General features: G+C 58.6%; 11 protein-coding genes and 1 pseudogene. 4 read left to right on the forward strand and 8 right to left on the reverse strand.

Features of this window, described 5'->3' with window-relative positions; genetic code table 11:
• Positions 1–522: 522 nt before the first annotated feature.
• Positions 523–1,788 (reverse strand): MFS transporter, encoded by a 1,266-nt coding sequence (locus ACMDCR_RS09535; RefSeq protein ID WP_413992299.1) that lies wholly within the window; start codon positions 1,786–1,788, stop codon positions 523–525.
• Between ACMDCR_RS09535 and ACMDCR_RS09540 the strand changes: the two genes are divergently transcribed.
• The 3 genes and pseudogenes from ACMDCR_RS09540 to ACMDCR_RS09550 all read left to right on the forward strand — a co-directional run.
• Entirely contained in the window at positions 1,787–3,190 is a 1,404-nt protein-coding gene (locus ACMDCR_RS09540; RefSeq protein WP_413992300.1) for a PLP-dependent aminotransferase family protein, read from the forward strand. The genes ACMDCR_RS09535 and ACMDCR_RS09540 overlap by 2 nt on opposite strands.
• Positions 3,191–3,603: 413 nt before the next feature.
• Positions 3,604–4,302 (forward strand): IS6 family transposase, encoded by a 699-nt coding sequence (locus ACMDCR_RS09545; protein ID WP_413992301.1) that lies wholly within the window; start codon positions 3,604–3,606, stop codon positions 4,300–4,302.
• Between the two features lie 52 nt (positions 4,303–4,354).
• Positions 4,355–4,669: pseudogene (locus tag ACMDCR_RS09550) on the forward strand (transposase domain-containing protein); the annotation flags it as partial.
• Between the two features lie 413 nt (positions 4,670–5,082).
• On the opposite strand, the gene ACMDCR_RS09555 reads toward ACMDCR_RS09550, so the two are convergent.
• The 5 genes from ACMDCR_RS09555 to ACMDCR_RS09575 form a co-directional block, all read right to left on the reverse strand.
• Entirely contained in the window at positions 5,083–5,286 is a 204-nt protein-coding gene (locus tag ACMDCR_RS09555; RefSeq protein ID WP_413992302.1) for a hypothetical protein, read from the reverse strand.
• A 105-nt stretch (positions 5,287–5,391) separates the two neighbouring features.
• Positions 5,392–7,002, reverse strand: a complete 1,611-nt coding sequence (locus ACMDCR_RS09560; RefSeq protein WP_413992303.1) for a dipeptide ABC transporter ATP-binding protein — start codon at positions 7,000–7,002, stop codon at positions 5,392–5,394.
• On the reverse strand, positions 6,999–7,835 hold the full coding sequence (locus ACMDCR_RS09565; RefSeq protein WP_413992304.1) for an ABC transporter permease: 837 nt from the start codon (positions 7,833–7,835) through the stop codon (positions 6,999–7,001). Before ACMDCR_RS09565 ends, ACMDCR_RS09560 begins: the two co-directional genes overlap by 4 nt.
• A gap of 9 nt (positions 7,836–7,844) precedes the next feature.
• Positions 7,845–8,774 carry an ABC transporter permease gene (locus ACMDCR_RS09570; RefSeq protein ID WP_413992305.1) on the reverse strand — a complete coding sequence of 310 codons (930 nt, stop codon included), beginning with the start codon at positions 8,772–8,774 and terminating at the stop codon, positions 7,845–7,847.
• Between the two features lie 54 nt (positions 8,775–8,828).
• The gene (locus ACMDCR_RS09575; protein WP_413992306.1) at positions 8,829–10,361 is read right to left on the reverse strand and encodes an ABC transporter substrate-binding protein; all 1,533 of its coding nucleotides are present in this window, start codon (positions 10,359–10,361) and stop codon (positions 8,829–8,831) included.
• A 264-nt stretch (positions 10,362–10,625) separates the two neighbouring features.
• Here ACMDCR_RS09575 and ACMDCR_RS09580 point away from each other — a divergent pair, with 264 nt between their 5' ends.
• Positions 10,626–12,311: a hypothetical protein gene (locus ACMDCR_RS09580; protein WP_413992307.1), complete on the forward strand. Its 1,686-nt coding sequence runs from the start codon at positions 10,626–10,628 to the stop codon at positions 12,309–12,311.
• Positions 12,312–12,364: 53 nt separating this feature from the next.
• Here ACMDCR_RS09580 and ACMDCR_RS09585 read toward each other — a convergent pair whose 3' ends face one another.
• Together ACMDCR_RS09585 and ACMDCR_RS09590 are read right to left on the reverse strand one after the other, a co-directional pair.
• A complete protein-coding gene (locus ACMDCR_RS09585) occupies positions 12,365–13,720 on the reverse strand; it encodes an FAD-binding oxidoreductase (RefSeq protein ID WP_413992308.1) in 1,356 nt (451 codons plus the stop codon).
• Between the two features lie 68 nt (positions 13,721–13,788).
• Positions 13,789–14,226, reverse strand: coding sequence for a PaaI family thioesterase (locus ACMDCR_RS09590; protein WP_413992309.1), 438 nt, complete (start codon positions 14,224–14,226; stop codon positions 13,789–13,791).
• Positions 14,227–14,255 lie beyond the last annotated feature (29 nt).

Raw genomic sequence — 14,255 nt, forward strand, 5'->3', positions numbered from 1 at the left:
ATCACCTTCGCCCGCGCTCCATTGATCCGAGCAAAGGTTCCGACATCAGTATTTAAAACACCTTGAAAGGGGTGCCTCTAAGACCCTTCTTTTGTAAGATAGCGAAGGCTCGCGCGCCTGGCGCAGCCTTGGCGTCTATGTTCCTCGTTGTTCTCGTCAGCGAGCATTGGGATATTCATTGCAGCTTGAAGGAAGCTGATATTCTGATCCGGCGGTAGGTTAGAATCCCTCCCGTCCCGTCGATTGCTGCCGTTCCTACGCTATGGCCAACCTCGGGTCCGGTCAGATTCAAGCCGAAATGCTGACTTTTGCATCAGGACGCACCACCCTTGAATTTTCGGGGAAAATCCTGTCGCAAAAGTCAGGTGCAAAAGTCAAACTTATGCGACGGACTTTCGCGACACTTCGCGGCCCGGATTCGAACCGAGGATATGGGAACTTGCAGTCCCCTGCGTAGCCAGTCCGTCATGAGGCCGTGATGTTGAGCCTATCATACGACAGTTAACCGACTTCACATCGGCCTCACGCCGATCGTTTCAGCGTCAAACTGGCGATCGCGATATTGACAGCGACCAGGCCGATCATTGCCAGCAACGCGGCGTCGATGCCGCGCGCCGCAATGAGACTCCCGCCGATATAGGGAAACCCGAACTGGCCGACGAAATAGCCGAGCGTGAACACCTGCGAGGCCACCGGCACCGACAGGTTCCGTTCCCCGGCCAGATTGACCACCATCGCATTCAGTGTCGAATAGGTGAGGCCATACCCGGTCGCGAACAGGATGGTGGCTGCGATGTAGAGCGTGACGTTTCCTCCGTTCACAGTAAGGAGCCCGATTCCTGCCAGGGTCACCAGAAAGAGCGTGAAGGCGAGAGGACCGAGCGGCAGTTTGCCGACCAGCGACGCACCCGAGAAGCGTAAGGCGACCGTGGTGACGGTGAAGGTCAGGAAGAAAATATCCGGCGCGAGGTCGCGTGATTGGGCATAGAGGCTCTGGAATACAGAGAGGCCGGCGAAGATACAGGCGGCAATGCCCATCATCATGACCGGCAGGACAGTCCTGGCCCGCAGGATCGGGAAGACTGCTTTGAGCGAAAGGGCAACGGCGTGCATCGGGAGCTGGGGTTGGTTTTTGATCTTCGGCCGGATGAACAGCACGAGCGCCGCTGCCAGGACGCAAAGAGCGCCATAGCAGACATAAGCGGCGCCTGGCCCGCCAAAGCGGCCAGCGACGAAGCGGCCGAGCGGGGCGGCAATGCCGAGGCCGAGCATCTGCGATCCGGACAGCAGCATCAGTGCCTCCAGCCGCGACGCTGGCTTCAGGCAATGGATGATCTGGATCGGGGCGAGCATGTAGAACAACGCCCAGCCCAAACCAAGCAGCAGCCCTCCGGCATAGGCGAAGGGCAGACCGCCGGTGCCTGTCAGGGCAAAGCAGGTCATGGCCCCGGCCATGACCGCTACCGAAGCGGACACTAGGACTATGATACCAGCGCGTTCCGCCACATGCCCCGCGAACAAAGCTCCGACTAGCGTGGCGAGAATGCCGGCGCTGATTACCGAACCGGCCACCGTACCCTCATATCCTACCGATCGCAGCAAGTCGGAAAGCAGGAAACTGGATCCGTAGGCCATTGTGTGCACGAAGGCGACGAGGAGATAAGGGACAAAAACGCTCGCCGGCAACCTGTCGGCAAGCATGTCGGCGGTGATGACCTGAAGGGCCGGGTTTGAGACCGGCGAAAGCGTTTCCGCTGCTAACCGGGAAGTGTTATCTGTATTTCTCATGAAAAGAGATAACAGTCTTTCCGCCGTTATTCAATCGCTCCGCGAAGTCATCGCCGACGCCCGCCCTGGCGACCGACTTCCATCGGTTAGAGAACTGCTTCAGGAGCATCGTGTCAGCCCCAAGACCGTCGAGCGCGCTTTTGCCCAATTGGCGAGTGAAGGACTGATCGAGCCGCGCCCTGGTCAGGGAACCTTTGTTCGTCCGCCGGCGGCCGACAGAGCGAAGGAAGCCGATTTCTCCTGGCAATCGGCCGCCCTTGGCTCTGCGCGCGGCGACGACGGCGTGATGCAAGCGCTGACCACGTTGCCCCCGGCCGGGAGCCTCGTGCTGAGCATGGGCTATCTGCCGCCTGAGCTTCAGCCCACTGACCTTCTCGCAAGCGCCTTGAGGCAAGTCGCAACGCGCTCCGAACTATGGGATCGCCTGCCGGTCGAGGGTCTGGAATCGCTGCGCGGCTGGTTTGCGCGCGAGGTCGGCCGTGGCGCTGTTTTCACGCCGAATGACGTAATCATTTATCCTGGAGGACAGGCAGCCATCGCCTCGACCTTCCGGGCGCTTGTACCGCCCGGCCGCCCCGTTCTGGTTGAAACGCCGACCTATACCGGCGCGATCTCGGCGGCACGCGCGGCGGGCCTCGAACTCGTCCCGGTCCCGATGGACGAACATGGCGCGCGGCCGGGTCTGCTGGCCGATGCGTTTCGGCGGACGGGTGCGCGGGTCTTCTACAGCCAGCCAACATTTTCCAATCCCAGCGGCGCAGTGATGCCGCCAACACGCCGCGCCGCCATCTTGGCCGCCGTTGCGGAAGCCCGCGCATTCGTGATCGAGGACGATTGGGCGCGTGACTTCAACCTTGCCAACGCGGCCCCCGAACCGCTCGCCGTGACCGACCGGGACGGGCATGTCATCTATATCCGATCGCTGGCGAAGTCGGCCGCGCCAGCCTTGCGGGTTGCGGCCGTGATGGCGCGCGGGGCGGCGCTGGCGAGGCTGAAGGCGATGCGTGGGTGTGACGATTTCTTCGTCTCCGGCCCCTTGCAAGCGGCGGCCCTGTCGGCGGTCACGGCACCGGCTTGGAAGCGTCACCTCCAAAAGGCACGCGCCGCCCTGGTCGAGCGACGCGACACGCTGGTTTCAGCCCTGAAATCCGAACTGGGGGACAGGATTGCGTTCCGGGTTCCTCAAGGCGGCATGCACCTATGGATACGCTTGCCGGATCATATCTCCGATACAGGGCTCGCCGCCGAAATGGCCCGGCAGGGTGTCGTTGTAGGTCCTGGCCGTGCGTGGTTCCCGGCCGATCCAGACGGGTCTTTCCTGCGGCTGACTTTCGCCGGGACGACCGCTACTCTTGTCGAGGGGGCAAAGCGTCTCGGGGGAGCGATCCGGAAAGAAAGCTAAACCTCTCGCAAAAAATCTCGACCAGATCAGGCATCAAGCTCCGCCCGATCTCTTGGCACCCTGTCAGTCAACGGTTGATGGTGGTGGAACAACTTGTGACTTGGCCAGAGAGTGCAAAGTCTACCCCTGTAGCGACGCTCTTTCGGGTGACAGGCGATCAGGTATCCGCTTCATTGCGCCTGCCTGAGCTGAAATCGACCTTGGAACTAGCATATATATGCCGTGAATTGGCGGCGACCGAATAGTGCGGCCGATGTCGGACGCTCGCAACCTGGAAACGGCACAAAGTCGCCTACTCTTTGAGTTCGTGCGCCACTGGTCGCGCCGATGGCACCCCGATGATGATACGCGCGGACGTCGAGGCCGCCATGGGCATTGTCACGTAAACGTCTGGGCGGTGCTAAGGTCGAGGGATGACGTCCATATCCTACGCCCGCCATCGCTTTCCGCCCACGGTGATTCAGCATGCAGTCTGGCTGTATCTTCGCTTTTGCCTGAGCTACCGCGACATCGAGGATCTCCTGGCGGAGCGCGGGCTCGACATTTCCTATGAGACCGTTCGTCGCTGGGTCGCCAAGTTCGGGCCGCGGTTTGCTCGGGAACTGCGTCGACGACGACCGCGTCCAAGCGGTCGCTGGCACTTGGACGAGATGGTCCTGACCATCGCGGGCAAGCGGGTCTGGCTCTGGCGGGCCATTGACAGCGAGGGCGAGGTCCTCGATTTGCTGGTACAAACGCGGCGGAACACGGTCGCGGCCATCCGGCTCATGCGCAAACTGCTCAGAAAACAAAGATTCACGCCGGAGGTGATCATCACCGACAGGTTGCGGTCCTATGGTGCCGCGATCCGTGAGCTTGGCCTTTCGGCGCGGCACGAGCAGGGCCAGCGCCAAAACAACCGAGCCGAGAATTCGCATCAGCCGACACGAAGACGAGAACATCGAATGCAGAGGTTCAAGTCGCCGGGATCGGCGCAACGCTTTCTGTCGACTTATGCTGCCGTCTATAACAATTTCAACCTCGAACGTCACCTCATCTCGCGCAAATCCCTGAAGTCATTGCGCGCCGCAGCCATGAACGAGTGGCGCGGTTCGACTGCTGCGCACGTCTAAACTGCGTGTTTCACGACCCTTTTGCAGACGTGAATGGACAACGTGACAACGCCGCTGGGATAGCTTTGCCCGCTTCGCCGATGATGGTCGGATCTGCATGTCGAACAATGCGGCGGAACGCAGCCTGCGCGGATGGACTCTTGGTAGAAATGCCTGGTTGTTCGCCGGTTCCGAACGTGGTGCCGACAGGGCCGCCGTGATCGCCACCCTCATCATCACCGCTAAGCTCAACGACGTCGATCCACAGGCATGGCTTGCCGACGTCTTCGCTCGCATCGCCGAAATCCCCCAAAGCCGGCTACACGACCTGTTGCCATGGAATTGGAAACAGTCGCTTCAAGCACCGGCAACCGCTCAGGCAGCCTGACACAGCCCCATCAAAGCCAGAGCCGACCACACGCTCCCATTACGCGGCCCTCCTCGGATGCGTACTGCGCAACTGCACTACATCCGATTGATTTCGAGCCCCATGAAGTATCACAAACGCTTGGACTGGGCCGAGCTTGGAGAAATGCCTTGTGGCCGAAGAAAAGCTCTATCTTGAAACCTATCGGCTTCAGCGAATCGTCGACGGCAGCACTAGGACCTTGCTACCTTCTATTCGCAGAAAGAAGCGCTAACGATAATCCCGAGCCTGGATGATCGCTACCGTCTGATGTTGGGTGACAGCCAGATGTGGCCTAACACAGCTTCGCCCAAATGTCGCGACAAGGTCGCATCTTAGCGACGCCGAATACGATGATCCGACATAGACATTCGTTTCTTGTCGACCGGATCAATTCAGGTCTCTGTGGTTTCCAGCTTGATCCTGATAGAGCCAATGGCTCTTACAATGGCGTCGGCAGCCTGCCGGTCAAGCGTGATTTCAAGTAGGCCCTCGGTGGTCATGATCGAGAGGATGCCGATAGCGCCCTTCTCATCCGTGACGATGCCGACGTGAATTTCGGTCGGCACGAAAGGGCGCGCCTTGTCCCTACGGTTCATCGTTCACCCCATCGGGGCGACAATCGCGTAACGAACCGACACATTCAAGCTGTCCTAGGTTGTTGAGCCGATTATCAATGGGCGTGAGAATGCCTTGATACGCGCCTACGCAGCCGCGGCCGTGGTGTCGACCATGGATGCCAAAAGCTCGCGGGTGTAGTCCTCTCTGGGGGAGTTGAGGACCTCGGTCACCGAACCGCTCTCGACAAGCTTGCCATGCCGCAGCACATATACGCGCTGGCAGAAGCTCGCCACGACGGCGAGGTCGTGTGAGATGTAGAGTATCGACAGAGACCGCTCCTTCTGCAGCGCCTTGAGAAGCTTGAGCAGTTGCGCCTGTGTCGTGACATCCAACGCAGATGTGATTTCATCGGCGATGATCATTTCGGGGTTCAACGCCAGGGCACGCGCAATTCCTACGCGCTGGCACTGTCCGCCCGACAGTTCCCGTGGTTTGCGATTCCAAAGGTTGCGCGGAAGCTCGACCATGCCAAGGAGCTTCTGGGCTTCGTTCATCGCATCGCGTCGGCTAGCCAGTCCGTGTCGCCAAACTGGTTCGGCGACGGCGTCCGAGATCGTCATACGGGGATTGAGGGCGTCGTATGGACTTTGGAAGATCATCTGCACACGCTTACGGAACCGCTGTAGGTCGGCTCCCCTTAGCGAATGAACACTGACACCGTCCAGTTCGACCGAACCTCTCTTAGGCTGGTTTTGGAGGACGATGGTACGCGCGAGTGTCGACTTACCGGAGCCGCTCTCACCAACGATACCGACCGACTCCCCTTTGGCCAGGTGGAGCTCAAGACCGTCGAGGGCCATAAATTCCTTGGAGCCGCCGACGATCTGCCGCGAGGCGACCTGGAACGATACCGCCAAGTCGCGCACCTGAAGCAGCGGTGTTGTCTCAAGTTCCGGCGCAATTTGTTCCTTTCCCTTCGGGCGCCGCGGCTGCGACTCGATCAAAAGCTTGGTGTACGAATGGCTCGGTCGACGGATGATGTCTTCGGTCGCTCCCTGCTCCACCACCTCGCCATTGCGCATCACGATCACGCGCGTGCAGATATCAGCAATTACCCCGAGGTCGTGCGAGATCAACATTATCGCGAGGCCGCGCTGTTGGTTGAGCTGCTTGAGAAGGTGAAGGATCTTCGCCTGGACGGTAACGTCCAATGCAGTCGTCGGCTCGTCCGCGATGAGGAGTTTGGGCTCGCCGCCGAGAGCGGCCGCGATCATCGCGCGTTGTTTCATGCCACCGGAAAATTGATGCGGGTACGATCGCGCGCGTCGCCGGGGATCTTGGATGCCGACTGCGTCGAGCAATTCAACAGCTTTGGACTTCGCGTCGTTCTTGCTCAGGCCCTTATGGCGGACGACCGGTGCGGCTATCTGGCTGCCGACAGTCTGCAATGGATCGAGATGAGAAGATGCGTTCTGGAAAATCATTGCGATCTCGGAGCCACGAACGTCCTGCCAACCGCGGTCGTCAAGTGAAAGGAGTTCCTTCGATCCCAGCCGAGCGGATCCAACCGCGCGCGCGGCGGAGGGCAAAATCCCCAAGAGCGCGCGCGAAGTCATTGACTTTCCGGAACCGCTCTCGCCAACGATGCCAAGGATCTCCCCTGGCATGAGGGAGAAAGACATCGCCTTCACGACTGCTAGGGATCCAATTTCGATAGAGAGATTGTCAACCGTCAGGAGAGCGTCGGTTGTCATCCTGGGTTTCTCCTGATTTGCAGCTGATCGCCGAGCAGCACAAAGCCGATACCCAACGAGACTGTCGCGAGGCCGGGGAACAAACAGATCCACCAGGCCTGGGAGACGAATGGCTGTCCTTCCGCGATCATCACGCCCCATTCCGCGAGTGGCGGCTGAGCGCCCAGGCCCAGGAAGCCGAAACTGGCACCTGCCAGCATGGCTAAGACCGCGTCACTTACTGCGTAGCCGAGGATCGGTCCGGCAACATTGGGCAAAATGTGCCGGAAGATGATTGTCCGGTGTTTGAAGCCCATGCACTGGGCCGCGGCAACATATTCGGCCTCTCTGGTCGTCAAAACTTCGGCCCTGACTAGGCGCGCGTAGGTTACCCAACCGACGATCGCGATCGCCACTATGAAATTGGTGAGTCCCGGTCCGAGGATGCCGACAATGGCCAGGACCAACACGAAAAAGGGAAAGGCGATCGTCAGGTCGTAGATGCGCATCAAAATGACGTCGATCATACCCCCAAAATAGCCACTGACGAGACCGATCAACGTCCCAAGGATGAGCGATGGGAGTACGCCAGCGATGCACAAGAGAAGATCGATGCGGGAGGCGAATATCACGCGCGAAAGGACGTCCCTTCCTACCTGATCGGTGCCGAACCAATGAGCGGCACTAGGTGGCGAGAGCATGCTCATGATGTCGATGGCGGTTGGGTCATACGGAGCGACGAATTCCGCAGTCAGCGCGATTAAGACCCAACATCCAAGAATGAGCGCGGCAAAGCATGCTCCGAGATTGATGGCGGCGGGCTTTCGCACTTCGGTTCGTGCAACTTGCGACATTGGAGCTCCTCACCCCCGAATACGGGGATCGATCATCATCGTCGTTATGTCGATGATGAACGTGACCAGTACGGTGGAGACCGCGAATAGTAGCGTTAGGCCTTGCACGACGTAGTAGTCGCGCCCAAGCAAGGATGAGATCATCAGTGTCCCGAGCCCAGGAATTGCGTACACCGTCTCCACAATGATCGTTCCGGCGATCACGTACGCGATCATCACACCCAACAGGTTGAGTGTCGGGACGACAGAGTTGGGAAGGACTGTCCGCCAAAGGATTTCACGCTCGCTCGCGCCCGCTGCACGGGCCGCCGTCACGAAGTCAGCCTGCGCCTTCTCGATGAGGGCGGCGCGTAGGCTCTGCAAAAGCACGGGGATCAACCAAAGAGACATGGAGAACGCCGGCAGAAAGAGATGGTGCAGCCGATCGACAAATGTGTCGCCATAGCCGGAAACAGGAAACCAGCCCAGCGCAATGCCGAATAGCCGCGACAACATGATCGCAAGCCAGAAGACGGGGATGGTCATGCTGGCCACGCCGACGATGCGGATCGCATTGTCGGCAAAGCCGCGTGGCTTACTGGCACTGGCAATCGCGCCGACAACAACAACCGGCACCGATATACATATGACATACGCGGTCAGGAAGAGCGTGGGCGAGATGAATTGCTCGATGAGCTGAATCACCGGACGCTGATATTTGAGCGACCAGCCCATATTCCCCTGAAGTAGGCGCAGACAATAGTAGGCAAATTGGTCCCACAAAGATTGATCGAAGCCATACTGGTGTCGTATGGCCTCAACCGTCGCCGCGGAAGCCCGCTCTCCGGCCAGAATTCGGGCCGGATCGCCAGGAGCAAGACGTACAAGCAGAAACGTCACGGCGCTGATACCAAACAGGACACCTATGAGTTGCAAAATCCGTCGCAAAAGAGCTTTCAAAGAGCCACCTATTCCAAAAGACCTGGTAGGGTGAGGCGCGCTAGGCGCATTGCCTCACTTGGAAGTGGTCATATCCTCGAAAGTCCAGCCGAGCGCCGGAGTGAATAGGAGCCCCTGTATTTTCTTGGAATAGGCCACCGGGTTCGGAGCGTTGAAGAGCGGAATATTGGCGACCTCATTGGTCGTAATTTCCTGGATCTTTTTGTATATCTCCGACCGCTTGGCCGGGTCCAACTCGCGAGTTCCCTCATCGGTCAGCTTGTCGACCGTTGGGTTCTCGTAGAAGGTCCCGTTGGAATCGGATCCGCAGGTGCCGCACAAGGCCCAGCGAACCAGGCCATCTGGATCGGGCGTTTCGTTGAAATACAAGCTCACGGTCGCGTCATAGTCACCCTTGCTAACGGCTTCATCTCTCGCGCCTTCGTCCATATTGACGATTACAGGTTTAAGCCCAAGGGCCATCAACTGAGCTTGGATAAGCACGGACAGCTGCTGCTCTGCCGTTCCAGGAGCCGCCAGGATCTTGATGTCATGTCCTCGCATACCCGAGGACGCGATAAGCTCCGCGGATTTCTTGAGGTCGTAGCCGATGCCGGGATACTCAGTATTGTGGAATAACAAGGTCGACGGTAGCGTCGTGTTGGCATAGATGCCGTAGCCGTGAGTGACTGCAGCTGCCACGGCCTTTACGTCGATCGCCATTGCGGCCGCTTGTCGAGCATCGACTCTTGAAAACGGCTCGCGTTTGTTGTTCAGGCGGACCTGATAGAGCGTCGTCGAGGGCTCAAGACGCATGTCGACCTTGTCGAACGATTTCAACCCATCGATTTGAGACCATTCCACCGCCCCCATGATGTCGATGTCGCCAGCCCTGAGCATAGCTTCCCGCGTCTGCGCCGATGAGACGGTTACGATTTCGACGTCGTTCTGGGACTTGGGGTGTCCTTTTCGCCAGTATTCCTGGTTGGGCTTCAGCACGATCTTGTCGTTGGGCTTCCACTCGGAGACCGTGTATGGCCCGGAGGAAACGGGAACGTCGGAAAATGCTTTATCTGCCCCTCTTTTTTCGACATCGTTCTTGGAAACGATCCCCATGTTCCAAATCTCGAGATTGGCCAGAAGGGGCGCGAAGGGGTATTTCAGTTTGACAACGACGGTCTTGTCGTCCTGAGCCGTAATGGCTGTGACGGCTTGGAGAGGCGCGGCGAATACCGAAAGCGGGTCGGTGCGGACGCGCTCCAGGCTAAAGGCCACGTCCGCGCCAGTGATCGGGGAATGATCTGAAAACTTGGCATCTCGCAAGTGAAAGGTATAGGTCAAGCCATCCGCCGATATTTCCCACCGCTCGGCGAGGCCGGGCTCAATTTCCCCCGTCTGCCAATTTCGCCTCACCAGATGCGTGTAGAGCTGCCCATAGACCGCAATATCCCCGCCGTTGGGCGACTTTATCGGGTCTAGGATCGTCGTAGCGTCTGGCATCGCAACATGAACCGTGTCTGCCGCTTCCGCCGAGGTTACGGGCACGATGGGTGACATCAAGACCGAGCAGCCCAGCGCGGTCATCAACAAGCGTTTGCGAACAGACATTGGATCCTCTCTGAGAGTTTTTGGTCGATTTAGGCGCGCTTGGGAGAGATCCCGGCGGTGGATACCGTACACAAATCGATTTAGATAGTAAGTCGAAAAAATTCCAAAATGCCAATTTTCCGACATTTTTGTTATCAATAGCGACATTCACGCATGAAATTTGACGAGAAGCGTCTCTTTCTTCACAAAATCTGCTGTTTTTTGTATACGCTAGTTGCCCTCCCCCGAGGGAGCGTGGAACGTTTCAGAAGAAGGGGCTGTTAGATGCACGGTCAATCGATGCACGGTCAATCGATGCACGGTCATCTGTCAGTCAGTGACTTCGAGAAGGCATCGCCTACGTTCGAGCTTTTCGACAACGGCGCGTTTCAACCGCCGCACGACGCCCGACCAGCGTTTTGCACCTTCGAGGGGGTGCTCACCGTTGACGAAACAATGATGAGCACTGACCCCGAAACTCTCACGGTGCCGTCTGCATTCGGTAAGGATCTCCGCCTCTTCCCAGCGTTCGAGATCGGATTTTTGTCGACAGATGGCGAATTGATTCCCGCCAATCAAGACCTCACCGCGCGACCCGGGGCAAGCTACTGGGAAGTGATCGTCCAGCCAGGCAAAGTATGGTCAGAAAATGGCGACGGCGATTGGTCGCGCGGGTCATTCCCTTTCGCACTCGTGAGCCGCATAGACGGCAACACGCACAACGGCGTCGCAACGTTTGTCTATCGTGAAAACGCCATCAGCTCACTTCGATATCAAATCGTACAGCAGACAGCCCCGTTGTCGCTGCCGGATAAGTTTTTGGCCTCCGGAGCTCTGAAAGCCAGATACCGCGCGGCCCCTCTTGGAAATCGGGATGAGTTGATCACCGAGTTTCGCAAGTTTGAAAAGATGCGCCTCAGAACGAGACCTTGGTCTGATCTGGCGGAACTAACGGGCTCAGCAAAGATCCACGATTTCGATAGCGACATCCTGCCTGAGAAGTTGGTGGCTGACGCGCTCCTTGTCGGCGAGACGCTCTATGTGAAATCCGCCGCCACTCCCGCTGGTGAACTTCCCTACGCCGGGCGCCAGCGTTTCGGCGTCTGGTCGATAACCAAAACAGCCGCGTTGGGCGTTGCTATTCTCAGGATCGCCCAGCAGTTCGATCGCGAAATCTTCACCAAAAGAGTCTCTGACTTTGTTGCCGAAGCGCGTGCGTTCCCTGGTTGGGTCGATGTCACATTTGGTGATGCCTACACCATGGCAGCCGGCCTGGGCTATGGATCCGACGATCCACAAAATGGGGCCATGGAGCCCTATGACGGGGTCTATCTCGACTGGTACTCAGCTCAGTCCTGGTCGGCGAAAATGAACCACATGTTCCGCAATACGAACCTCTATTCCTGGGGTCCTGGAAAAGTTGTTCGTTACCGCGACGAGGAGATGTTTTTCCTGGCGCTCGGTCTCGACGCCTACGTCAAGCAACAGCTTGGACCTGATGAGGATATCTGGAGCTATCTTACGCGAGAGGTTTACAACCCGCTCGAAATTCAGGTGCTTCCGACCAGCCGAACGGTTGAGCAAGACCTGAAGACCGGGGTGCCCTACATGGGATACGGGATGTATCCCACGCTCGAGGACCTGGCAAAGATTGCGAAGTTGTATCTGAACGAAGGCGAATGGAACGGAAACCAGCTGCTGCCGCGAGACATTGTTCGGGAACTGCTCGCCGGCAAGGAGCCGAGGGGATACCGCACTTATTGGAGCAAGTTTCCGTACTACTACCGCACATTCTGGTACGCGGCGCATCAGTGGAGGGGGGAACTCACCTACGTCCCTTGCATGTCGGGATATGGTGGCTCTGTCGTGGCGCTGCTTCCGAACGGCGTCGTCGCGCTGAGAATTGCCAACAGCATCGATGCAACCGACGACGTGGTAAAGATGCAGTCATTCTTGGACGTGGAGTTATAGGGGATTTGGCCTTTCAATCGATCCGTCATCGCCGATGTCGGATCGAGGCAGGCCTAAACCAACGCCCTTCCCAAGAGTTGTCCGTTGGTAAGTAGGCCACCGATGCGTGCCTCAATATCGAGGGACGCGGGATCGAGAAGTGACTTGCGATAGCCGAGGTTTGCAGGACCTGTTCCGTGCTCGGCGCTGAAGCTGCCGCCATATCCATCTGCAAGCAGCCGGTAGATGCGCTCTCGGACGGTCGCTGCAACATTGGCGTCATAGGCGGGAACGTCGCGATGCGGCCATACAAGGTTGAAGTGGTCCCCTCCATCTCCGCAGTGGCCGAAGTCACAAATGAGCAGCCACGGGTACTCGCGTAGCAGCAGCGCCCGGGCCTCGGCATGGAAGGGCTCGAGGTCGGGCCGCTTGGTAGAGATGTCCAAGCCGATGACGTGGCCCTCATCTCGCAGGGCTTCGGAAATTGAATGGCGGATTTTCCAGAGCGAGGCCGGATGGTCCATCACGGCATTGGTGATTGTGCCGGCCTCGAGCTGCTGCTCAAGAAAGGTGCTCAGATGCTCGGACAGACGCGGCTGCGAGTCGGCTTCGTCGGAGGCACGCGTCAGCTCGATCAGGGCCGCATACTCTGGGACCGCCTCCGGGAAGAAGGGATTCCTTGTGCCAGGTATGTGTCGGAGCACGCACGAAATAGCCTCGCCGGACATTCCCTCAAAAGATGTCAGGTCCCCACCGAAGGCCGCTTCGGACGCGAGGAGAAGGGGGACGACCGCTTTGCGGTTTTGGGGGGCTATGAGGGCCGTGGCCGACTGTCGTGGCAGCGGCTGGACTTCTAGGTCGACTCGGGTGATGACGCCGTAGGCGCCGCCCGTTCCGATAAACAGCTGCTTGAGGTCGAGCCCAACATTGTTCTTTCGAAGGCCGCTCCCCAAGTCGAGCCGCGTGCCGGCGTCGTCTGCCAGGACGACTTCCAGGCCGAGCACACTTTTGCGGACATCGCCGTAGCGGATAAAGCGGGACCCACCGGTATTGGTGGCCACCATGCCCCCGATCGAAGGGTCCGCGCCCAAATCTATAGGGTAGAATAGTCCGTGTTTTGCCAATTCGTCATTGAGAACCGACAGCCGTACGCCGGCTGAAACGCGCACGGAGCGATTGGCGACGTCCACGGCCAACTCACCTGCGAACTTTTCGAGGGACAAAATGCCCTGCCGGCCGGAGGAATCCGGGACGGCGGCTCCTACCAATCCGGTATTAGCTCCCTGCGGTATCAACGCGACCGCGTGCTTACGACAAATCGAAATGACCTCGGCGACGGCCTCTGTTGTGCGCGGGAGGACGACGAAGGCGGCTTTTCCATTTCCGTAGCGGGCCGCCGCCTCGTAGCGGCGCATCTCGGCATCGTCCAAGATGATGTCCGGCGCAGCCAGGCTAGCTCCCAACGCTGCGATACATTGCTGCAGGGACTGCGCACTGGTCATTGGGCGGCGGCCTGTTGAGCCGGTTTCCAGGTGGCGGTTGCATGGACCGCGAGGCGCCCCTCGGCATCCCACATGCGCGACTCAAGGAAGGAGATGTTGCGGCCCTTGCGTAGAAAGCGTCCCTCGCACACCGCTGAAGGCGGCAGAATGGGTCTCATATATTGCAGCTTCATCTCGAGCGTTGCTCCGCCTGCGCCGAACGAATGCTTGAGCAGATGTCCCATGGAGATATCCATTACGGTTGCGATGACACCGCCGTGCAAGGATCCTTGTGGATTAAACAGGAAGTCGCGAACGGGGAACGAAATTCGGCAGGTGTCCTCGGGATAGGTGATTTCGAGGTCCATCAGACGAGCCAGGAAAAACGTGCCAAAATCCGGCCTATGGGTTTTGATGGCGGTCTCGAACGCGTCCCGCGCTGCCTGTTCGTCCATCTATTTCCTCCTCGCACTTGCTGACAGCT

This window comes from Labrys okinawensis, assembly GCF_047345005.1.
Classification (GTDB): Bacteria; Pseudomonadota; Alphaproteobacteria; order Rhizobiales; family Labraceae; genus Labrys; species Labrys okinawensis.